Origin of the sequence: Cupriavidus sp. WS, assembly GCF_000395345.1 — a bacterium.
In the GTDB taxonomy this organism is placed as follows: Bacteria; Pseudomonadota; Gammaproteobacteria; order Burkholderiales; family Burkholderiaceae; genus Cupriavidus; species Cupriavidus basilensis_B.
In genome coordinates, this window is the sequence record NZ_AQPL01000453.1 from 1 (window position 1) to 19,709 (window position 19,709).

22 protein-coding genes and 3 pseudogenes are annotated in these 19,709 nt (G+C 62.3%); 17 read left to right on the top strand and 8 right to left on the bottom strand.

Annotated features, from left to right (window positions below):
* Window positions 1–110: 110 nt before the first annotated feature.
* A pseudogene (locus K206_RS39775) lies at window positions 111–669 on the top strand (sodium:solute symporter); the annotation flags it as partial.
* Window positions 668–802 (top strand): annotated as a pseudogene (locus K206_RS43280) (IS3 family transposase); the annotation flags it as partial. The pseudogenes K206_RS39775 and K206_RS43280, both read left to right, overlap by 2 nt.
* Window positions 803–1,073: 271 nt before the next feature.
* Here K206_RS43280 and dmpG read toward each other — a convergent pair.
* The 6 genes from dmpG to K206_RS0130785 all read right to left on the bottom strand — a co-directional run bounded on the left by dmpG (window position 1,074) and on the right by K206_RS0130785 (window position 5,205).
* Window positions 1,074–2,102: a 4-hydroxy-2-oxovalerate aldolase gene (gene dmpG, locus K206_RS0130760; RefSeq protein ID WP_020206161.1), complete on the bottom strand. Its 1,029-nt coding sequence runs from the start codon at window positions 2,100–2,102 to the stop codon at window positions 1,074–1,076.
* The gene (locus tag K206_RS0130765; protein ID WP_020206162.1) at window positions 2,099–3,058 is read right to left on the bottom strand and encodes an acetaldehyde dehydrogenase (acetylating); all 960 of its coding nucleotides are present in this window, start codon (window positions 3,056–3,058) and stop codon (window positions 2,099–2,101) included. The genes dmpG and K206_RS0130765 overlap by 4 nt, the downstream gene beginning before the upstream one ends.
* A gap of 10 nt (window positions 3,059–3,068) precedes the next feature.
* The gene (locus tag K206_RS0130770; RefSeq protein ID WP_020206163.1) at window positions 3,069–3,329 is read right to left on the bottom strand and encodes a 2-hydroxymuconate tautomerase family protein; all 261 of its coding nucleotides are present in this window, start codon (window positions 3,327–3,329) and stop codon (window positions 3,069–3,071) included.
* Between the two features lie 2 nt (window positions 3,330–3,331).
* On the bottom strand, window positions 3,332–4,099 hold the full coding sequence (locus tag K206_RS0130775) for a 2-keto-4-pentenoate hydratase (protein WP_020206164.1): 768 nt from the start codon (window positions 4,097–4,099) through the stop codon (window positions 3,332–3,334).
* Window positions 4,096–4,899, bottom strand: a complete 804-nt coding sequence (gene mhpD / locus K206_RS0130780) for a 2-keto-4-pentenoate hydratase (protein ID WP_029044272.1) — start codon at window positions 4,897–4,899, stop codon at window positions 4,096–4,098. Before mhpD ends, K206_RS0130775 begins: the two co-directional genes overlap by 4 nt.
* An 84-nt stretch (window positions 4,900–4,983) precedes the next feature.
* On the bottom strand, window positions 4,984–5,205 hold the full coding sequence (locus K206_RS0130785) for a tautomerase family protein (RefSeq protein ID WP_020423980.1): 222 nt from the start codon (window positions 5,203–5,205) through the stop codon (window positions 4,984–4,986).
* A 403-nt stretch (window positions 5,206–5,608) separates the two neighbouring features.
* Between K206_RS0130785 and K206_RS0130790 the strand changes: the two genes are divergently transcribed.
* Window positions 5,609–6,553 (top strand): LysR family transcriptional regulator, encoded by a 945-nt coding sequence (locus K206_RS0130790; RefSeq protein WP_020206167.1) that lies wholly within the window; start codon window positions 5,609–5,611, stop codon window positions 6,551–6,553.
* A 117-nt stretch (window positions 6,554–6,670) separates the two neighbouring features.
* Here K206_RS0130790 and K206_RS42095 read toward each other — a convergent pair whose 3' ends face one another.
* Both K206_RS42095 and K206_RS0130795 read right to left on the bottom strand, forming a co-directional pair.
* Window positions 6,671–6,880, bottom strand: coding sequence for a tautomerase family protein (locus K206_RS42095; RefSeq protein WP_081651577.1), 210 nt, complete (start codon window positions 6,878–6,880; stop codon window positions 6,671–6,673).
* A gap of 38 nt (window positions 6,881–6,918) precedes the next feature.
* The gene (locus K206_RS0130795; protein ID WP_020423981.1) at window positions 6,919–8,175 is read right to left on the bottom strand and encodes an MFS transporter; all 1,257 of its coding nucleotides are present in this window, start codon (window positions 8,173–8,175) and stop codon (window positions 6,919–6,921) included.
* 174 nt (window positions 8,176–8,349) lie between these two features.
* On the opposite strand from K206_RS0130795, the gene K206_RS0130800 reads away from it, so the two are divergent.
* The 14 genes and pseudogenes from K206_RS0130800 to K206_RS39780 all read left to right on the top strand — a co-directional run.
* Window positions 8,350–9,045, top strand: coding sequence for a cupin domain-containing protein (locus tag K206_RS0130800; protein WP_020206169.1), 696 nt, complete (start codon window positions 8,350–8,352; stop codon window positions 9,043–9,045).
* Between the two features lie 8 nt (window positions 9,046–9,053).
* Window positions 9,054–9,815: a GntR family transcriptional regulator gene (locus tag K206_RS0130805; protein WP_020206170.1), complete on the top strand. Its 762-nt coding sequence runs from the start codon at window positions 9,054–9,056 to the stop codon at window positions 9,813–9,815.
* 103 nt (window positions 9,816–9,918) lie between these two features.
* Entirely contained in the window at window positions 9,919–11,295 is a 1,377-nt protein-coding gene (locus K206_RS0130810) for an SRPBCC family protein (RefSeq protein WP_029044275.1), read from the top strand.
* A gap of 120 nt (window positions 11,296–11,415) precedes the next feature.
* Window positions 11,416–12,030, top strand: coding sequence for an aromatic-ring-hydroxylating dioxygenase subunit beta (locus tag K206_RS0130815; protein WP_029044276.1), 615 nt, complete (start codon window positions 11,416–11,418; stop codon window positions 12,028–12,030).
* Window positions 12,031–12,068: 38 nt separating this feature from the next.
* Window positions 12,069–12,476 (top strand): BphX family protein, encoded by a 408-nt coding sequence (locus K206_RS0130820; RefSeq protein ID WP_011797816.1) that lies wholly within the window; start codon window positions 12,069–12,071, stop codon window positions 12,474–12,476.
* Between the two features lie 111 nt (window positions 12,477–12,587).
* Window positions 12,588–12,917 (top strand): non-heme iron oxygenase ferredoxin subunit, encoded by a 330-nt coding sequence (locus K206_RS0130825; protein ID WP_011797815.1) that lies wholly within the window; start codon window positions 12,588–12,590, stop codon window positions 12,915–12,917.
* Window positions 12,914–14,140 carry an NAD(P)/FAD-dependent oxidoreductase gene (locus K206_RS0130830; protein ID WP_011797814.1) on the top strand — a complete coding sequence of 409 codons (1,227 nt, stop codon included), beginning with the start codon at window positions 12,914–12,916 and terminating at the stop codon, window positions 14,138–14,140. Before K206_RS0130825 ends, K206_RS0130830 begins: the two co-directional genes overlap by 4 nt.
* Window positions 14,141–14,182: 42 nt before the next feature.
* Complete coding sequence (gene bphB, locus K206_RS0130835; protein ID WP_011797813.1) at window positions 14,183–15,013, top strand: cis-2,3-dihydrobiphenyl-2,3-diol dehydrogenase; 831 nt, start codon at window positions 14,183–14,185, stop codon at window positions 15,011–15,013.
* Window positions 15,014–15,023: 10 nt separating this feature from the next.
* Window positions 15,024–15,920: a biphenyl-2,3-diol 1,2-dioxygenase gene (gene bphC / locus K206_RS0130840; protein WP_029044277.1), complete on the top strand. Its 897-nt coding sequence runs from the start codon at window positions 15,024–15,026 to the stop codon at window positions 15,918–15,920.
* 31 nt (window positions 15,921–15,951) lie between these two features.
* Window positions 15,952–16,635: a glutathione transferase GstA gene (gene gstA, locus K206_RS0130845; protein WP_029044278.1), complete on the top strand. Its 684-nt coding sequence runs from the start codon at window positions 15,952–15,954 to the stop codon at window positions 16,633–16,635.
* A gap of 8 nt (window positions 16,636–16,643) precedes the next feature.
* A complete protein-coding gene (gene dmpE, locus K206_RS0130850) occupies window positions 16,644–17,426 on the top strand; it encodes a 2-oxopent-4-enoate hydratase (protein ID WP_020206177.1) in 783 nt (260 codons plus the stop codon).
* A 20-nt stretch (window positions 17,427–17,446) separates the two neighbouring features.
* Window positions 17,447–18,361 carry an acetaldehyde dehydrogenase BphJ gene (gene bphJ, locus K206_RS0130855; RefSeq protein WP_020206178.1) on the top strand — a complete coding sequence of 305 codons (915 nt, stop codon included), beginning with the start codon at window positions 17,447–17,449 and terminating at the stop codon, window positions 18,359–18,361.
* 19 nt (window positions 18,362–18,380) lie between these two features.
* On the top strand, window positions 18,381–19,421 hold the full coding sequence (gene bphI, locus K206_RS0130860) for a 4-hydroxy-2-oxovalerate aldolase BphI (RefSeq protein WP_029044279.1): 1,041 nt from the start codon (window positions 18,381–18,383) through the stop codon (window positions 19,419–19,421).
* Between the two features lie 70 nt (window positions 19,422–19,491).
* Window positions 19,492–19,709: pseudogene (locus K206_RS39780) on the top strand (2-hydroxy-6-oxo-6-phenylhexa-2,4-dienoate hydrolase); the annotation flags it as partial.

The window sequence follows — 19,709 nt, forward strand, 5'->3', positions numbered from 1 at the left end:
CGGGAGCTCGTCGGGCTACGCCCGCCGAACTCCCGCCCACGCCATTCTTCTCACCTTGATTGACGCGCTCTTCTCATCCTGATTGCCGCGCCGCACAAGGGAGACGAGTGATGGACGTCCAGATCCACTGGACGGCGCTGGCCGTCTTCGCCTTCTTTTTTCTGCTCGTCGCCGTCATGGGCCTCGTCGCATCCCGCTGGCAGACCGGTGGTCAGCGCAAAGACGCGCACCTCGATGAATAGGGCCTGGGCGGGCGCAACTCCGGCACCTGGATCACATGGTTCCTGGTCGGGGGGTGATTTCTATACTGCCTACACGATCATCGCTGTCCCTGCCCTGGTCTATGCCGTAGGCGCCTATGGCTTCTTCGCGTTGCCCTACACGATCCTGGTCTATCCGATCGTCTTCGTGATCATGCCCAAGCTATGGCGCGAAGCGCAGAAGGCCGGACATGTGACTGCGGCCGACGTGGTCTACGCCCGATGCGGCTCACGCAAGCTCGAACTCGCTATCGCGGCAACCGGCGTTATCGCGACGATGCCGTACATCGCGCTGCAACTGGTGGGCATGGAGGTGGTGATCAAGGCGCTGGGTCTCACGGGCGAACTCCCGCTCGCCGCAGCGTTCGTCATCCTTGCGCTATTTACGTACAAGGCTGGCTTGCGTGCGCGATGAGGCCAGGGCCGATGTCTTCAGCTACATCGAGATGTTCTATAACCCCAGGCGTCGCCACAACACCGCTGGCGACCTGTCGCCCGTAGAGTTCGAGCGACGCCATTTCCAACGGCTCAAAAGTGTCTAGGGGAGCCCGGGCGATTCAGTTGTCGAGGTGCAGCAGGCGACGGTGTGGAGCCCGCCTGCGCCGGGGAGCGCACCCGGGTGCACGGCTCTCTCGCAGCTCGGCCGCCACTGCTTCCGATGTCTGGCTGCCTCACCGGCGCAGCCGGATTGATCACAACGGCTCTCGAGCAATCACCCTAGTCCAGCAAGGCATCTCATACAGATAAAAAAATGGCGACGTGCGATCTGTCTTCTTGCAGATCACACGCCGCCAGCATCGTCCACGGGTGGGCTTAGGCTGCGAGTCCTTGGCGCTTCCTCAGATCAAGCGCGACGTCGACGATCATGTCTTCCTGGCCACCGACCATCTTCCGGGCGCCCAGTTCGACGAGGATGTCCACCGTCTTCAGGTCGTACTTCTTCGCCGCTGTCTCCGCGTGGCGCAGGAAGCTCGAATACACGCCGGCATAGCCCAGCGCAAGCGTTTCGCGGTCCACGCGCACCGGACGGTCCTGCAACGGACGAACGATGTCGTCGGCCGCGTCCATGAGGCGATAGAGGTCGGTGCCATGGTTCCAGCCCAGGCGCGCCGCTGCCGCGATAAACACCTCCAAGGGCGCATTGCCCGCTCCCGCACCCATGCCGGCCAAGCTGGCATCAATGCGGTCGCAGCCCTCTTCCACCGCGACGATGGAGTTGGCCACGCCCAGGCTCAGGTTGTGGTGGGCATGAATGCCGGTCTGCGTTTCAGACTTGAGCACATCCTTGAACGCCCGAAAGCGTTCGCGCACGTCCTGCATTCCCAGTGCGCCGCCCGAGTCGACCACGTAGACGCAGCTCGCTCCATAGCTTTCCATCAGCAGCGCCTGCTCGGCCAGCTTCTGCGGCGTGGTCATGTGGCTCATCATCAGAAAGCCGACTGGATCCATGCCGAGTTCACGCGCGTACTCGAGGTGCTGGCGCGACACATCGGCTTCGGTGCAATGCGTGGCGACCCGCACGATGTGCGCGCCGGCGTCGTAGGCCGCGCGCAGGTCATGCGTAGTGCCGATGCCCGGCAGCAAGAGGGTTGCGACCTTGGCGGTCTTCACCGTCTCGGCCACGGCGGCGATCCATTCGAGGTCGGTGTGCGCGCCGAAACCGTAGTTGAAGCTGGAGCCCTGCAGGCCATCGCCGTGCGCGACTTCGATGCTGTCGACGCCCGCGGCGTCGAGCGCAGCGGAGATCGCCTTCACGTTCGCAATGCTGTACTGGTGACGGATGGCGTGGCTGCCGTCACGCAGCGTCACGTCGCTGATGTAAAGCTTCTTCGATGCGGTCATGCGGTCTCCTTCAAGCCACGGGCGATACCGCTGGCGATGCGTCGTTGGGCCATCATGTCGGCGCAGGCGAGCGCGGCCGACGTCATGATGTCGAGGTTGCCTGCATACGAAGGCAGGTAGTGAGCGGCGCCTTCAACCTCCAGGAAGATGGAGGTCTTCAGGCCATGGCGCAAACCGAGGCCGGGCACGTTGAGCGGCTGTTCGGGCGGGATCACATCGAATTGCACGCTCTGCTTGAGGCGGTAGCCCGGCACATAGGCCTGCACGCTTGCCACCATCGCGGCGATGCTGGCCTCCACCGCCGCCTGGTCGGCCAGCTCGGACAGCACGAAGACCGTGTCGCGCATGATCAGCGGCGGCTCTGCCGGGTTGAGCACGATGATCGCCTTGCCGCGCTCTGCGCCGCCGAGCTTCTCGATGGCTGCGCGCGTGGTTTCGGTGAACTCATCGATGTTGGCGCGCGTGCCCGGGCCGGCGCTCTTGCTGGAGATCGAGGCGACGATTTCCCCATAGTAGACCTTGGCCACGCGCGAGACTGCCGCCACCATTGGAATGGTCGCCTGCCCGCCGCAGGTCACCATGTTCATGTTGGCAGCGTTCTCGGCCTCGAGGTTAATCGCCGGGATCACGTACGGGCCGATAGCTGCGGGCGTGAGGTCGATGACTTGCACCCCGTGGCGCTGCAGGATCTCGTCGTGGTGCTTGTGGGCACCGGCCGAGGTGGCGTCGAAAGCAATGTCGATGTCGGCGAACACGTCGAGTGCGAGCAGACCGTCGATACCACCGGCGGTGGTGGCCACGCCCAGACGCTCGGCGCGCGCGAGACCGTCGGACTTTGGATCGACGCCGACCATGGCGCCCATCTCCAGATGCTTGCTGTTGCGCATCACCTTGATCATCAGGTCGGTGCCGATGTTGCCCGAGCCGATGATGGCGACTTTCAGTTTCCGAGTCATGAGTGTTCTTTCAGTTGGATAGCAGCTTGGCCGTAGCTTCGGCCAGTTGTCGGGTGGATGGCGCGGGAGCCGCGGCCTGCTGGATCTGCGAGTCGGCGGCCAGCCGGCTGTCGCTGCCCCAGTGATTGGCCGGATATTCATCAAGCAGCACGCGCACATCGTCGATCGGCATCTCAAGACTCTCGGCCATCGCGCGCGAGACGCTCTCGACCAGCCGGCGCTTCTTCTCGGGGCTGCGCCCCTCGAGAATCTTGATCAGCGCGATGGGCACTCTCAGCCCTTCACATGGAAGCCGGCAACACCCAGGCGCTCCATCTCAATCGACACGTACTGGCCGGGCTTGATCCATTCGGCCGGCGTAGCGCCACCGGCCATCACGACCCAGCCGGCCTGCAACGGCTCGCCCGCCGCGGCGGACAGGCGCGCAGCCGCCACCAACGAGCGCAGCGGATGGCCGAGGATCGCAGCCGTCGAGCCAACCTGCACCGTGCGGCCGTCGATGTTGAGCGTAAGGCCCAGGTTGCTGAAATCCTGACGCGGGTCCTGCCACGCACCGATGACGAAACCGCTCGACGAGGCGTTGTCGGCGATCACATCGGGCAGGCTGAACTTGAAGTCGTCGTAGCGCGAGTCGATGATCTCCAGCGCAGGGGCGATGGCCTCCACGGCAGCGAGTGCTTCAACCGCGGTGACGTCACCAGCGAGCGGCTTCTTCAGCACGAAGGCCAACTCGGGCTCCACGCGCGGATGGACGAAGCGCGAGAACGCAACAGGCGTGCCTTCCTCGCACTGCATCTGGTTCGAGAGACGCCCCCAGATGACATCGTCGATGCCCATCTGGATCATCTTGGCGCGGCTGGTGAAGCCCATCTTGACGCCGACTCGATGCTCGCCGCGTTCTACACGGCGCTGGATCGAGGCGGACTGGATAGCGTAGGCGTCGGCCAGCGAGAGCTCGCCGCGCGGATCAATCTGGCCCACGGCCTTGGCATAGCGCGCGGCGTCGTCCAGAAGGGTTGCGTATTCGAGGATCTGGCTCATTGCTGCGCTCCGGGTGCGGTGTCGAAAACGGCCTTGACGTTGCCCAAGCCGTTGATGCGGGTCTCGAAGATGTCTCCAGGCGAGACAGGGACCATCGGCCCCAAAGCGCCCGAGAGAACGAGGTCGCCGGCACGCAGCGGATGACCGAGTGCGGCCATGGTCCTGGCGAGCCAGACCACCGCGTTGATGGGGTTGCCCAGGCATGCTGCACCGGCACCGACCGACACGGGCTCGCCGCGGCGGTTCATCACCATCCCACACAGGCGCAGGTCGAACTCGGAGAGCTTGCGCGGCGTGCTGCCCAGCACGTAGCCGCTGGACGAGGCGTTGTCGGCCACGGTGTCGACGAACTTGATGTTCCAGTTGGCGATGCGACTGCCGACGATTTCGAGCGCGGGCAGCGCGTAGTCGATGGCGTTCATCACATCAACTTGCGTCAGTTGCTCGGCATTCAGGTCGCGACCAAGCACAAAGGCCACTTCGGCTTCGATCTTCGGCTGTTGAAGCGTTGAAGCGGGAATCGGCTCTCCGTCGCCATAGCCCATGTCGTCGAAGAGCATGCCGAAGTCCGGCCGGTCCACGCCGAGTTGCGCCTGCACTGCGCGAGCCGTAAGGCCGATCTTGCAGCCGACGATGCGGCGTCCTTCGGCGACGCGCGCCTCGGTGTTGATACGCTGGATCGCGTAGGCGGCATCGGCGTCGATGTCGGGATAGGTCTCGCGCAGCGGCGCGATGAAGGCGCCGCTACGCGCCGCGGTGCGCAAGGATTGCGCCGCCGCTGAGAGCTGTTCAGGTTTCATGGATTTCTCTTTCAGATTGGATGTTCAGCAGGTGCCAGGGATGACGTTCCAGCGCGTCTCACCGGGCTTGAATCTGGCGTACGCTCAAGCGCCGCTGGCAGCGATCGCTGCCTTCTCGGCGTCGATCTCGTCGCGCGTCTTGTCGCCGATGGCCCAATGCGTTGCGGGCAGCTCGTTGGCGATGACGCGGATCGAGTTCAGAGGCGCACCGAGCGTCCGGTGCACGGTGCGGGCAACCTCTTGGAGGCAATGCTTGATGGTTTCGGCGTCGCGGCCGGCAATCATGTCGATGCGTACGATAGGCATGGGGGTGTCCTTGTTGCTTGATGCGAACTGCGGAGTCAATCGAGGCCGGCTGCGGAAGGCTTGACGGCCTGGACCCACTTCTGGCTTTCCTCTTTCATGAAGACCGCCTGAGCGCCAGCACGTCGGGGCGCTTAAACGTTGCGAGCACCCGGCGATGGAATTGCCGCACCGCCTCGGTTTGACCAGTGACCGGCAGCGTGGTCATCACCGGCACACGCTCGACCGTCGCCGCGCCGAGGCCGCGTAAAGGTTGCCCTCGACGAAGGACGGGGGCGACATAGTGGTTTTGAGTGCTCGTACTCATGCCGCAGGAATGATGCGCGGCATGCGCGATTCAATCCAATACTGTTTTCCGAAGAGCTGATACCCTTTTGGTATTGCAATAGATCTCTCGGAGAATCCCATGGACCTGCGTCAGATGCGCTATTTCCTCGCCTTGGCCCAGGAGCGCAACTTCGCCCGCGCGGCCGACAGGTTGCACATGACGCAGCCACCGCTCACGCGTCAGATTCGCGCGCTCGAGGACGACTTGGGCGTCGAGCTTTTTGTGCGCACTTCCAAGGGTGTCGAACTCACCGAAGCCGGCGAAGCACTGCTCGCGGAAGTGCCCAATCTGCTGGCGCTCGCGCGGCGCGCCGAGGAACGCACCGTCAATGCCGGGCGGGGCATGAGCGGCAAGTTGGAGGTCGGCATCTTCACCTCCAGCGTGCTCGATGTCATTCCGGCACTGCTCACGCGTTTTCATGCCGAACGCCCCAACGTACAGATCGGCCTTTACACAATGACAAAGGCCGAGCAATTGGAGGCGTTGCGCGAGCGTCGCATCCACGTTGGCTTCAACCGGCTCGTGCCTGCGCTGCCCGACATCACTGTGGACGTCGTGCTGCGCGAGAGATTGATCGTGGGCTTGTACGAAGGCCACCCGCTGTGCGCCAAGGCAGTGATCACGCTGCGCGACCTGGAGGACGCACCGATGATCCTCTACCCCAACCAGCCCATCGCCGGCCTGGCGCAGGAGATCGCGAACGCATTCCAGCGGGAAAAGGTGCGCCTTCGCATCGAGCAGGAGGTGGAAGACGTGCTGACCTGCATCGCGCTGGTGTCGGCGGGATTCGGCGTGTGCATCACCACCGAGCCGGCCATGAACCTGCGCCTTCCACGCATGGTCTTCAAACCGCTGCAATCGGACAACCTGCGCGACGTGGAACTCGCGTGCCTCTATCGAAAAGATGACCGCGCGCCCGCGCTGCGGGCTTTTCTCGAAGTGGTCGAAGGCTTTCAAAAGACGGGGTCGCCCAGAAAATTGAACGCGCTGGAATACGTCACCCCGCCCCAGCGCACCCGGTGACCGGAAGGCGGTGATATCCCAGCGGGATGCGCTTCGCCGTTGAAGCCGGGCGGTTCGCTCGCCAGCGGTCAGGACGGCTGCATTGCGCTAGTTTGCAACGTGACAATCATCGAGACGTCATGTTTGGGGGATCGCCGGGACAGGGGGTTCACTTTTGAGGGTATCGCCTACCGCAAAGCGGGTTGGCGGGACCTCGTTGACCATCACCCGAACTGACGAAAGCGGCGCGTGCAGTGTGCGACTCACGGTACGCGCAACCTCACGGATACAGTGTTGAACGTCCTCTTCAGGGCGCCCGGCCACGAGAGAAATCTGGATGATGGGCATGACCAAGGTCCTTCAGGGGAAACATTGAAATGTGGCGCTCAGTGCAGTGCACCATTTTTGGTTTCGGGAACAAAGAAAAACACGATCACGGCGGCCAGGGCGAAGAAGCCGGCAGTAGCAGCCAACGCGCTGCTCACGCTGTTGCCCTGCGAAAGAAAGCCAACTGCCGCCGGAGCCAGGGCACTCGTGGCGCGGCCGGTGTTGTAGATAAAGCCTTGCGCCGTGGCGCGAACTTGCGTCGGGAAGAGTTCCGCAAAGGTTGGCGCGAATCCACTGTAGAAACCCGTCCCGAAGAACGCAACCACCGGCCCAAAGAACAACAGGAGCGTCGGGGAACTGATCGCCACATAGAGCGGCACGGCCACTGCCGAAGCCACGAAGAACAGAATGAACGACCGCCTGCGGCCAATGGCATCAGCGAAGTAGCCGAATACGATAAATCCGAGCGCGGCGCCGATCTGCATCACGACAATCCAGGTGGTCGACTTGAGCAAGTCGAAACCAGGTCCACCTTGGGCCACAGGCGTCGCGAGATACGTCGGCACCCAGGTGAATAGTCCCCAGTAGCCGCACATGGCCGCGGAGGTGAACGCGAGGCACACGATCGTGGGGCGAAGATGATCGCCAAATAGCACCGACAGCGTTTCACCGATCGAGAGACGTCGCTTTTGCTCCAGCCAGATCGCAGACTCTGGCGTATGTCGGCGCACCCAGAAGGCGAAAAGTGCCGGCAGCAATCCAACCGCGAAGGCCCAGCGCCAGCCGAAGTATGGAAGCACAAGTGCCGCCACCAGCGCCGCGAGCGCATAGCCCATCGCGAATGCGCTTTGGACCCACGCCATGACCTTGCCGCGGTGCTCGGCCGGCCAGGTTTCGGTGATCAACGTCGCACCAGCCGACCACTCGCCGCCTACCCCCAGGCCAAGGATGAAGCGGAATATCAGCAGTTGCGTCACGGTTTGCGAGAAGCCGCAAAGCGCCGTGCCCACGGAATAGCACAGGATGCTCAGCACCATTGAGCGGGTGCGGCCCATGCGGTCCGCAAGGAAGCCAAAGAAAAGCCCCCCGACTGCGGTGGCCAACAGCGTCATGGATGCAATCAGGCCGGCGACGCCTTTGTCGAACGATAGATCGGCACTTATGTACTTGATCATCATCGCGAACAGCATGAGATCCATGATGTCCAGCATCCAACCCACATAGGCAGAACCGAAGGTCTGCCATTGCGCCTTGGTCCGGCCCACGTACCAGCGCTCGCTCTTGGGTGTTTCGGGGTTCGCAGTTGCGGTGTTCACCTGTGTCTCCTGGCTTGGCCGCAAATCAGTACGGCGGAGTGTATTTTTAAAAGATACGACTGTATCGATGGACGTATTCTAGGAATCTCTGAGGCAAGATCACTCAGTATTTACCATTAATAGACATTTTCGTCTCTGTTATCGATACTACAATCCTCACATCTTGGAATCCTCATGCATCGATTCAACTTGCGTCTTCTGGAAGATCGCATCCCCGCCCTCCACGCTCCGATCTACCTGCCCGCCCTCTCGCGCGCCATCTACGTTGTCGAAGGGCGGCTTTCGGTCGAATTCCCTACTGGCGCGCAACACGTGGTGGAGGACACGGCCTGGCTGGGCGAAGACGCTATCGCGTTGCTGGCCGGCGATTCGGACGTCGTGCTCTGGCGTTGGGAACTCGCGCCACACGATGCAGCCCAAACGGGTACGTTGAGATCTGCGCCAGCCACGCGCTCGGAATGCAAGCTCGAGCAAGCCATCGAGTTGGACAGCGGTTTCGAATGGCTCATGCGGTGTGATCGCGTGGCGTTCCCGCCCGGCGGTGTGGCGTTGACGCACGTCCATCAGGGGCCAGGCATCCGCTGCTGTCTGGATGGGGAGATCACCATCGAAACCCAAGGCACGACGCAAGTCCATCGCCCGGGCGACGCCTGGTTCGAACTGGGGCACGCACCGGTCTTGGCTCCCACGACGATGGCCAGTGCCACTACCTTCATCCGCTGCTTTATCCTTCCACAGGCATGCCGCGGGCGCAGTTCGATCCGATTCGTCCGCCCCGAGGACGCAGGCAAGCCCAATACCCAGAAGTACCATGTGTACGGAGAGCGCTTTCTGCAGCTCGACCATCCAAGCGCCCCACGACACGACTGATCTTTTCTATGCCCTCGAATTCGCCTTCCCTGTCCGCCACCACGAGTGACAACCTCATTGAAACGGGCGAGAAGGCGCGAGAGGAAGATGCGTCGCCAGCGCCTGGCGCGAGCGTGCGAAGCCTGATTGAGGCGACGTTTCAGCGGTTGCGGGCGGACATCGTGGAGGGGCGACTCGCTGCTGACTCCAGACTCGCCATTGAAGATCTCAAGTCGCGCTATGAGGTTAGCGGCGGGACCGTGCGGGAGGCGCTTTCCCTGCTGGTGGCCAATAACCTGGTGCAGACACAGGCCCAGCGTGGATTTCATGTGACCCCCATGTCTCTGGATGACATGCGTGATCTGGCCGCCACGCGGATCGCGCTTGAGTGCGAAGCGCTGCGCCAAAGTGTGCTGAATGGCGACGCCGAATGGGAGGCGCGGGTTGTCAGTTCGTATCACCGGCTCTCGCTCCTCGACGAGCGCACGATGCGCGATCCGGTTCACTTGTTCAATCAGTGGGAGCAAGCCAACCGCGACTTTCACGAAGCCCTGATCTCAGCCTGTCCGTCCTGCTGGACCCGGCGGTTCCTGTCCATCCTGTATTTGCAAATGGAACGCTACCGCCGATTGACATCTGTGCATAACCCACCTGCCAGGAATGTCCATGAGGAGCACCAGGCACTTCGTGACAGCGCACTCGCGCGTGATGCCGAGCGCTGCACCGCGTTGTTGCGGGCGCACATTGAGTCATCGATATCGGTGGTTCAGCAATTCGGGTTGTTGCGGTGACGCCGTACCGCGGATATTTGTTTTCGGCGTGATGAAAGAGGTTGGTATTTTTTAGTGGTATTTTTTAGCCCCGTCAAGGGTATTTCAAAGGAGACATTGAGTCATGAGTTCAACAATAAAAGAAGTGCAGGAATCCACTGTGAAGTGGACTCGCAATTGGACGCCCGAGGCGATCCGGGCGTTGGTCGATCAGGAAAAAGGGCTGCTTGACCCCCGCATCTATGCTGACCAAAGCCTTTACGAGCTGGAGCTTGAGCGGGTCTTTGGCCGCTCCTGGCTGTTGCTAGGGCATGAGAGTCACATTCCTAAAACCGGGGACTTCCTGACCACCTACATGGGCGAAGATCCGGTAGTCATGGTGCGGCAGAAAGACCGTAGCATCAAGGTGTTTCTGAACCAGTGCCGGCACCGCGGCATGCGCATCTGCCGCTCGGACGCAGGTAACGCCAAGGCGTTCACCTGCAGCTACCATGGCTGGGCCTACGACATTGCGGGTAACCTGGTGAACGTGCCGTTCGAGCAGGAGGCGTTATGCGACAAGAAGGAGGGAGACTGCGGCTTTGACAAGGCCGACTGGGGTCCGCTGCAAGCGCGCGTGGCCACCTACAAGGGCCTGGTCTTCGCCAACTGGGATGCCGAAGCGCCCGATCTGGAAACCTACCTCGGTGACGCGCGTCCCTACATGGATGTGATGCTGGATCGTACTCCGGCTGGCACCGAGGCTATAGGCGGCATGCAAAAGTGGGTGGTTCCGTGTAACTGGAAGTACGCCGCCGAGCAGTTTTGCAGTGACATGTACCACGCCGGGACGATGTCACACCTGTCCGGGATTCTGGCGGGCATGCCGCCAGAAATGGATTTGTCGAATGCTCAAGTCCCTACCAAAGGGAATCAGTTCCGGGCCAATTGGGGCGGGCACGGAACGGGATGGTTTGTTGACGAGCCGGGCTTGCTAATGGCCACGATGGGTCCCAAGGTCACCCAGTACTGGACTGAGGGTCCGGCCGCTGACCTTGCAGAAAAGCGTCTGGGTCAAACCATGCCGGTTCGACGCATGTTTGGCCAGCACATGAATATCTTCCCCACCTGTTCATTCTTGCCCGCTGTTAACACCATCCGTAGCTGGCACCCGCGTGGCCCCAACGAAATCGAGGTATGGGCATTCACCCTGGTCGATGCCGATGCACCCGCAGAGATCAAGGAAGAATATCGCCGGCATAACATTCGCACCTTCTCCGCTGGGGGTGTGTTCGAGCAGGACGACGGCGAGAATTGGGTCGAAATCCAGAAAGTGCTGCGCGGCCATAAGGCCAAGAGCCAGCCGCTCAATGCCCAGATGGGCCTGGGTCGGTCGCAGACCGGCCATCCTGATTTTCCCGGAAAGATTGGTTATGTCTACGCCGAAGAGGCGGCGCGGGGCATGTACCACCACTGGGCCCGCATGATGTCGGAGCCAAGCTGGGCCACGCTAAAACCCTGATAGGGACGCAATCGTTGAATCTTTCAATCGGATGAAAACTTCATCACGGGGGCCGGACGTGCGCGTGCAGACAACGCGCCGGTGTTCCGGCCCCTGATATTCACCTGGAGATAAACAGTCATGACAACCCCATCCACCAATTTGTTCAAAGCATTCGAATGGCCAAGCAAAGCCGTTGGCCTTGAGTTGCAGAACGAGATCGAGCAGTTTTACTACCGCGAAGCGCAGTTGCTTGACCACCGGGCCTACGAGGCCTGGTTCGCTCTGCTGGAAAAAGACATCCGCTACTTCATGCCGTTGCGCACCAACCGCAGGCTCCAGGAGAGCGAACGCTACTTCATGCCGTTGCGCACCAACCGCAGGCTCCAGGAGAGCGAACTCGAGTATTCCGGCGACCAAGATTTCGCCCATTTCGACGAAACCCATGAAACCATGTACGGGCGCATCCGCAAGGTGACCTCGGAGCTGGGTTGGGCGGAGAACCCGCCTTCCCGTACACGCCACCTGGTCTCCAATGTCATGGTTCGGGAGGCGGCTGAGCCCAACACCTTCGAAGTGAGTTCGGCCTTCATCCTGTACCGCAATCGTCTGGAGCGCCAGGTCGACATTTTCGCGGGCGAGCGCCGGGACGTCCTGCGCCGTGCCGACAACGGCCTGGGCTTCAAGATCGCCAAGCGCACCATCCTGCTCGACCAGAGCACGCTGCTGGCGAACAACCTGAGCATGTTCTTCTGAGCAAGAAGCCGGAGCCCACCTGAACCGAGGACGCTGCCATGAGACAAGCTCGAACATTTCTGCTCGCCGTGGGCGTTTTTTACCTGCTCAACCTCGTTGGCACGCTTCCTTTCAGGGCACTGGGGCTGTTCGACATGATGTATCCGGGGGTGGAGATGGATGTTGGCCTGCCGATGTTCAAGTTGCTGCAGGATGCCTGGTTCGTTGTCGGCCTGCAGTTGGGGGCGATTGGCGTCGTCGCCCTGTGGGGGGCGCGTGATCCGCAGCGCTACCTGGCGCTTGTCCCGCTCGTCATCGCCACGGAAGTGGTCACGGCGCTCTGGGATTTTTACAGCATGGCATGGGGCCGCATGGCGCTGGGTTTTTGGCTGGCGTTGCTGGTGGTGCATGCGGCCTGGATCGTATGGGGGCTTCGCGTCTGGCGCGCCGCCCGTTTGGAGCGTTAGTGCGGTTCCCTATAGAAAAATTCAAGGTCAAGTGCCCCGGCAAGGATGCCGCGCAGTGCGTCCGGCACAAGCCGGATCATTTGAGTCAGATTGAAGAGAAGATAAAACGATATGGAATTCACCCGAGTTTGCAGTTTGAGCGAGGTGCCGCAGGGCGAAGCCCTGAAGGTCGAAAGTGGCGACACCGCCGTCGCAATTTTCAATGTGGAGGGTGAGCTGTTCGCGACGCAGGACCGCTGCACCCATGGCGAATGGTCTCTGGCCGAGGGCGGCTATCTCGACGGCGACGTTGTGGAATGCTCACTGCACATGGGCAAGTTTTGTGTTCGCACGGGCAAGGTCAAGTCGCCGCCGCCTTGTGTGCCGTTGAAAATATTCCCGATCCGTATCGAGGGCAATGACGTGTTTGTTGACTTCAATGCCGGGCACCTGGCGCCATGATCGAGAGCATTGTCATCATTGGTGCCGGCCTGACTGGGGCGATGGCCGCGCGCGCGCTTCGCGCCCAGGGCTACGCGGGACGCCTCCACCTGATCGGGGACGAGTCGCAGCAGGCCTATGACCGGACCACCCTGTCCAAGCAGGTGCTGACGGGCGAGCAGGCCGAACCGCCCGCGATCATGGATGCGTCCTGGTACGCATCGGCCAATGTGGAGGTCCAGCTCGGGCGGCGGGTGAGCGGCCTGGACGTGGCCAGCCGCCAGGTCCGTTTCGAATCGGGCGCCCCGCTGGCCTACGACCGCTTGCTGCTGGCCACTGGCGCGCGCGCCCGGCGCGTGGCGATTCCAGGTTGCGACCTGGCCGGCATCCACATTTTGCGTGACCGCGCCGACAGCCTGGCGCTGCGGCAGGCGCTGCAACCGGGCCAGTCGCTGGTCATCGTCGGCGGCGGCCTGATCGGTTGCGAGGTGGCGACCACCGCCCGCAAGGCCGGCGTCACGGTCACGCTGCTGGAAGCCGGCGACGAGCTGCTGCTGCGCGTGCTGGGCCGCAGAACCGGCGCATGGTGCCGGGCCGAACTGGAGCGCCTGGGCGTTCAGATTGAACGCAATGCGCAGGCGTCGCGCTTCGAAGGCGAGGGGCATGTGCGCGCCGTCATCTGTGCCGACGGACGCCGGGTGGCGGCTGATGGGGTGCTGGTCAGCATTGGCGCCGACCCGGCAGACGAGCTGGCCCGGGCGGCCGGCATTGCCTGCGCGCGCGGCGTGCTGGTTGACGCCACGGGGGCGAGCTCGTGTCCGGACGTGTTCGCCGCCGGTGACGTGGCCGCCTGGCCGCTGCGGGGCGGCGGTCAGCGTTCGCTGGAGACCTATCTGAACAGCCAGGCGCAGGCCGACACCGCCGCCGCCGCCATGCTCGGCAAACCCGTGCCGACGCTCCAGGTGCCGACTTCGTGGACGGAGATTGCGGGCCACCGCATCCAGATGATTGGCGACGCCGAAGGGCCCGGAGAAATTGTTCCGCGCGGCGATGCGCAGAACGGTCAGCCCCTGGTGTTGTTCCGGCTGCTCGATGGCCGAGTTGAAGCCGCAACGGCGATCAATGCCGCGAAAGAATTTTCCGTGGCGACCCGATTGGTGGGCGCACGGGTTCCTGTTTCGGCCGGACAGTTGCAAGACGCCGGCTTGAACCTGCGGGACCTGCTGAAAGCCAAACCGCAGTGATGCGCGTGACCGGCGATTTGCTTTAACAAAAGGAGTTTGAAAATGAAATTGACAGGTGAAGTGGTATTGATCACGGGCGGCGCCTCCGGCCTGGGGCGCGCCCTGGTGGACCGGTTCGTTGCCGAAGGCGCCAGGGTGGCGGTGCTCGACAAGTCGGCGGAGCGGCTCCAGCAAATGGAATCCGACCACGGTGACAAGGTGGTCGGCATCGTCGGCGACGTGCGCTCACTGCAAGACCAGAAACAGGCCGCCGACCGCTGCGTGGCCAAGTTCGGAAAAATCGACACCCTGATTCCCAACGCGGGCATCTGGGACTACTCGACGGCGCTGGTCGATCTGCCGGAAGACCGCATCGATGCCGCGTTCGACGAGGTCTTTCACATCAATGTCAAAGGCTATATCCACGCCGTCAAGGCCTGTCTGCCGGCCCTGGTCGCCAGCCGTGGCAGCGTGATCTTCACGCTCTCGAATGCGGGCTTCTATTCCAATGGTGGCGGCCCTCTTTACACCGCAGCCAAGCACGCGGTGGTGGGCCTGGTGCGCGAGTTGGCGTTTGAGCTGGCGCCGTACGTGCGCGTCAACGGCGTGGCACCGGGCGGCATGAGCACCGATTTGCGCGGCCCTTCCTCGCTTGGCATGAGCGGTCAAGCGATTTCGACCGTGCCGCTGGCCGACATGCTGGAGTCCGTGCTGCCGATTGGCCGCATGCCTGACACCGAGGAGTACACCGGTGCCTATGTGTTTTTTGCCACGCGAGGCGATACGGTACCCGCTACCGGCGCCTTGCTGAACTACGACGGCGGCATGGGCGTGCGTGGATTTTTCTCGGCAGCAGGGGGCAAGGACTTGCTCGAAAAACTGAATATCAAATAAGGAGACAAAAATGAGTGTTAAAAGTTTGGGTTATATGGGGTTTGCGGTCAAGGACGTGTCCGCCTGGCGTTCATTTCTGACGCAAAAATTGGGCTTGATGGACGCGGGTGTCACCGATGACGGTGCCTTGTTCCGCATCGATTCGCGCGCCTGGCGGATTGCCGTCCAGCAGGGCGAGGCAGACGATTTGGCCTACGCTGGCTACGAGGTGGCCGATGCGGCGGGTCTGACGCAGATGACAGAAAAACTGCGGCAGGCCGGAATCGAAGTGGTCACGGGTGATGTCGAACTGGCCAAGCGGCGCGGCGTGATGGGCTTGATTTCGTTTGCCGATCCGTTTGGTCTGCCACTGGAAATTTATTATGGCGCCAGCGAGGTCTTCGAAAAACCGTTCATGCCCGGCGCGGCGGTGTCGGGTTTCCTGACCGGCGAACAGGGGCTGGGGCACTTCGTGCGTTGCGTACCGGATTCGGAGAAGGCGCTGGCGTTCTACACCCAGGTGCTCGGCTTCCAGTTGTCGGACGTCATCGACATGAAAATGGGACCGGACGTGACGGTTCCGGCGTATTTTTTGCACTGTAACGAACGCCACCACACTCTCGCGATCGCAGCTTTTCCGCTGCCCAAGCGCATTCACCACTTCATGCTCGAAGTCTCGTCGCTCGATGACGTCGGCTTTGCATTTGATCGGGTTGACGCGGACGGCTTGATCACCTCCACGCTGGGGCGCCACACCAATGACCACATGGTGTCGTTCTATGCCTCGACCCCGTCCGGAGTAGAGGTCGAGTATGGCTGGAGTGGCCGTACCGTGGACCGCTCCTGGGTGGTGGCACGGCACGACAGTCTGAGCATGTGGGGCCACAAGTTTGTGCGCGACAAAGCAGCTGCGCGCAACAAAGCATGAACAACAACCTGAATAGCACGGGAAACCCTGCATGAAACTTTACTACAGCCCTGGTGCCTGCTCCCTGTCACCGCACATTGCATTGCGCGAGGCGGGCCTGAACTTCGAGTTGGTGCAGGTCGATCTTGCGAGCAAGAAGACTGCCTCCGGGCAGGACTACCTGGAGATCAACCCGGCCGGGTACGTGCCTTGCCTGCAGCTTGACGACGGCCGTACCCTGACCGAAGGCCCGGCCATCGTGCAATACGTGGCCGATCAGGTCCCCGGCAAGCAGCTGGCGCCGGCCAACGGCAGCTTCGAGCGCTACCACTTGCAGCAATGGCTGAACTTCATCTCGAGCGAACTGCACAAGAGCTTCAGCCCCTTGTTCAACCCTGCCTCCAGCGATGAGTGGAAAAACGCCGTGCGGCAGAGCCTGAACACCCGCCTGGGGCAGGTCGCACGACAGCTCGAACATGCGCCTTATCTGCTGGGCGACCAACTGAGTGTGGCCGACATCTATCTGTTCGTCGTGCTCGGTTGGAGCGCATATGTCAACATTGATCTTTCGCCCTGGCCCTCGCTGCAGGCCTTCCAAGGCCGTGTTGGAGGCCGTGAAGCGGTACAGTCAGCGCTTCGCGCCGAAGGCTTGATCAAGGTGAAGATGCCTTCCCGGGGCGCGGAAGCGGGCCTGGGAGAGCTGCCTCAAAGCAATGAACGCCCCGACCTGGAATGAGAAACGCCATGACCCCTGAACTGATCGGAACGCTGGGTGACGAGCTCTACAGCGCGCTGTGCACGCGCACCGTGGTCGAGCCGTTGACCAGCCGCCATCCAGAGATCACCGTCGAGGACGCCTACCACATTCAGCAACGGATGATCTCGCGCCGTCTGCAGGCCGGCGAGCGCGTCGTCGGCAAGAAAATCGGCGTTACCAGCGCGGCCGTGATGAACATGCTGGGCGTCTACCAGCCCGACTTCGGCTACATGCTGGACGGCATGATCGTCAGCGACGGCGGCAGCATCGCCATGTCCTCCCTGATCCAACCCAAGGCCGAAGGGGAAATCGCCTTTGTCCTGAAAAAGGACCTCATGGGCCCCGGCGTCACCAACGCCGACGTGCTGGCTGCCACCGACTTTGTCATGCCCTGCTTCGAGATCGTTGACTCGCGCATCCGCGACTGGAAAATCAAGATCCAGGACACCGTGGCCGACAACGCCTCCTGCGGCATGTTCGTGCTCGGCAGCACCGCCGTCGACCCGCGCAAGATCGATCTGAAGACCTGCGGCATGGTGCTGGAGAAAAACGGCGAGATCATTGCCACCGGCGCCGGCGCCGCCGCGCTGGGTTCGCCGGTCAATGCCGTGGCCTGGCTGGCCAACACCCTGGGCCGCCTGGGCATCGGTCTGAAGGCCGGCGAGGTGATTCTCTCCGGCGCGCTGGCCGCCATGTTCCCGGCCCAGGCCGGCGACCACTTCCGCATCAGCATCGGCGGCATCGGCGACTGCTCGGTGCGTTTTCACTGACTTTTCCGGACATTCAGCACATGACAAAAAAAATCAAATGCGCCCTGATCGGCCCCGGCAACATCGGCACCGATCTGCTGGCCAAGCTGCAGCGCAGCGCGGTATTGGAGCCGGTCTGGATGGTCGGCATCGACCCGGAATCCGACGGCTTGAAGCGCGCCCGCGAGATGGGCATCAAGACCACCGCTGACGGTGTTGACGGTCTGATTCCCCACATGCAGGCCGACGGCGTGCAGATCGTCTTCGACGCCACCAGCGCCTACGTGCACGCCGAGAACTCGCGCAAGGTCAACGCCGAAGGTGCCCTCATGATCGACCTCACGCCCGCGGCCATCGGCCCGTTCTGCGTGCCGCCGGTCAACCTCAAGGAACATGTCGGCAAAGGCGAGATGAACGTCAACATGGTCACCTGCGGCGGCCAGGCCACCATCCCCATGGTCGCGGCCGTCAGCCGCGTGCAGCCGGTGGCCTACGGCGAAATTGTGGCCACGGTGTCGAGCAAGTCCGCCGGCCCGGGCACCCGCAAGAACATCGACGAATTCACCCGCACCACCGCCGGCGCTGTGGAAAAGGTGGGTGGCGCCAAAAAGGGCAAGGCCATCATCATCCTCAACCCGGCCGAGCCCCCGCTGATCATGCGCGACACCGTGCACTGCCTGCTGGAGAGCGAACCCGACCAGCCAAAGATCACCGAGTCCATCCACGCCATGATCAAAGAGGTGCAGAAGTACGTGCCCGGCTACAAGCTGGTCAACGGCCCGGTGTTCGACGGCAAGCGCGTCTCGGTCTACCTCGAAGTCGAAGGCCTGGGCGACTACCTGCCCAAGTACGCCGGCAACCTCGACATCATGACCGCCGCTGCGGCCCGCACCGCCGAGATGTTTGCCGAAGAAATCATCGCCGGTCGGCTCACGCTCAAGCCCGTCCACGCCTGAACCACTCAAGAGAACCACCATGAAGCTACAAGGCAAAAAAGTCAGCGTTCACGACATGACGCTGCGTGACGGCATGCACCCCAAGCGCCACCAGATGACGCTGGAGCAAATGAAATCCATCGCCTGCGGCCTGGATGCCGCGGGCATCCCGCTGATCGAAGTCACCCACGGCGACGGCCTGGGCGGCTCCTCCGTCAACTACGGCTTTCCGGCGCACAGCGACGAGGAATACCTGGGCGCCGTGATTCCGCTGATGAAGCAGGCCAAGGTCAGCGCACTGCTGATCCCCGGCATCGGCACCGTCGAGCACCTCCTGATGGCCAAAGACCTGGGCGTGGCCACCATCCGCGTCGCCACCCACTGCACCGAAGCCGACGTGTCGGAGCAGCACATCACCCAATCGCGCAAGCTGGGTCTGGACACCGTGGGCTTCTTGATGATGGCGCACATGGCCAGCCCGGAAAAACTGGTGAGCCAGGCGCTGCTGATGCAAGGCTACGGCGCCAACTGCATCTACGTCACCGACTCGGCCGGCTACATGCTGCCCGACGATGTGAAAGCGCGTCTGGGGGCCGTGCGCGCCGCGCTCAAGCCCGAGACCGAACTGGGCTTTCACGGCCACCACAACATGGCCATGGGTGTGGCCAACTCGATTGCCGCGATCGAGGCCGGTGCCAACCGCATCGACGCGGCCGCCGCTGGCCTGGGTGCTGGCGCGGGCAACACGCCGATGGAAGTGTTCATCGCCGTGTGCGCGCGCATGGGGATCGAGACCGGGGTGGACGTCTTCAAGATCCAGGACGTGGCCGAAGACCTGGTGGTGCCCATCATGGACCACATCATCCGCATCGACCGTGACTCGCTCACGCTGGGCTACGCCGGTGTCTATTCCAGCTTCCTGCTGTTTGCCAAGCGCGCCAGTGTGAAGTACGGCGTGCCGGCGCGCGACATCCTGGTCGAACTGGGACGTCGCGGCATGGTCGGCGGCCAGGAAGACATGATTGAAGACACCGCCATGACCATGGCACGTGAGCGCGGGTTGACCTTGACCGCCGCATGATTTCAAACCCGGCGCGGCATGAAGCGCTGCGCCTGACCAGTTTCCACTCCACTCACTTAAAGGATGAAAAATGACCGCACTCACCGAAAGTTCTACCAGCAAGTTCGTGAAAATAAATGAAAAAGGTTTTTCCGATTTCAATATTCACTACAACGAGGCGGGTAACGGCGAAACCGTCATCATGCTGCATGGCGGGGGCCCCGGCGCTGGCGGCTGGAGCAACTACTACCGCAACATCGGCGCGTTCGTCGAGGCCGGCTACCGGGTGATCCTGAAGGACTCGCCCGG

Excerpts from the sequence above, each read along its gene's own strand:
- bphJ (WP_020206178.1), top strand. The coding sequence starts at position 17,447 with ATGACAAAAAAAATCAAATGCGCCCTGATCGGCCCCGGCAACATCGGC.
- gstA (WP_029044278.1), top strand. The coding sequence starts at position 15,952 with ATGAAACTTTACTACAGCCCTGGTGCCTGCTCCCTGTCACCGCACATT.
- K206_RS0130830 (WP_011797814.1), top strand. The coding sequence starts at position 12,914 with ATGATCGAGAGCATTGTCATCATTGGTGCCGGCCTGACTGGGGCGATG.
- K206_RS0130800 (WP_020206169.1), top strand. The coding sequence starts at position 8,350 with ATGCATCGATTCAACTTGCGTCTTCTGGAAGATCGCATCCCCGCCCTC.
- K206_RS0130815 (WP_029044276.1), top strand. The coding sequence starts at position 11,416 with ATGACAACCCCATCCACCAATTTGTTCAAAGCATTCGAATGGCCAAGC.
- K206_RS42095 (WP_081651577.1), bottom strand. The coding sequence starts at position 6,880 with ATGCCCATCATCCAGATTTCTCTCGTGGCCGGGCGCCCTGAAGAGGAC.
- K206_RS0130775 (WP_020206164.1), bottom strand. The coding sequence starts at position 4,099 with ATGAGCCAGATCCTCGAATACGCAACCCTTCTGGACGACGCCGCGCGC.
- mhpD (WP_029044272.1), bottom strand. The coding sequence starts at position 4,899 with ATGAAACCTGAACAGCTCTCAGCGGCGGCGCAATCCTTGCGCACCGCG.
- bphI (WP_029044279.1), top strand. The coding sequence starts at position 18,381 with ATGAAGCTACAAGGCAAAAAAGTCAGCGTTCACGACATGACGCTGCGT.
- K206_RS0130785 (WP_020423980.1), bottom strand. The coding sequence starts at position 5,205 with ATGCCTATCGTACGCATCGACATGATTGCCGGCCGCGACGCCGAAACC.
- K206_RS0130790 (WP_020206167.1), top strand. The coding sequence starts at position 5,609 with ATGGACCTGCGTCAGATGCGCTATTTCCTCGCCTTGGCCCAGGAGCGC.
- K206_RS0130825 (WP_011797815.1), top strand. The coding sequence starts at position 12,588 with ATGGAATTCACCCGAGTTTGCAGTTTGAGCGAGGTGCCGCAGGGCGAA.
- K206_RS0130765 (WP_020206162.1), bottom strand. The coding sequence starts at position 3,058 with ATGACTCGGAAACTGAAAGTCGCCATCATCGGCTCGGGCAACATCGGC.
- dmpG (WP_020206161.1), bottom strand. The coding sequence starts at position 2,102 with ATGACCGCATCGAAGAAGCTTTACATCAGCGACGTGACGCTGCGTGAC.
- K206_RS0130805 (WP_020206170.1), top strand. The coding sequence starts at position 9,054 with ATGCCCTCGAATTCGCCTTCCCTGTCCGCCACCACGAGTGACAACCTC.
- dmpE (WP_020206177.1), top strand. The coding sequence starts at position 16,644 with ATGACCCCTGAACTGATCGGAACGCTGGGTGACGAGCTCTACAGCGCG.
- bphC (WP_029044277.1), top strand. The coding sequence starts at position 15,024 with ATGAGTGTTAAAAGTTTGGGTTATATGGGGTTTGCGGTCAAGGACGTG.
- K206_RS0130810 (WP_029044275.1), top strand. The coding sequence starts at position 9,919 with ATGAGTTCAACAATAAAAGAAGTGCAGGAATCCACTGTGAAGTGGACT.
- K206_RS0130820 (WP_011797816.1), top strand. The coding sequence starts at position 12,069 with ATGAGACAAGCTCGAACATTTCTGCTCGCCGTGGGCGTTTTTTACCTG.
- bphB (WP_011797813.1), top strand. The coding sequence starts at position 14,183 with ATGAAATTGACAGGTGAAGTGGTATTGATCACGGGCGGCGCCTCCGGC.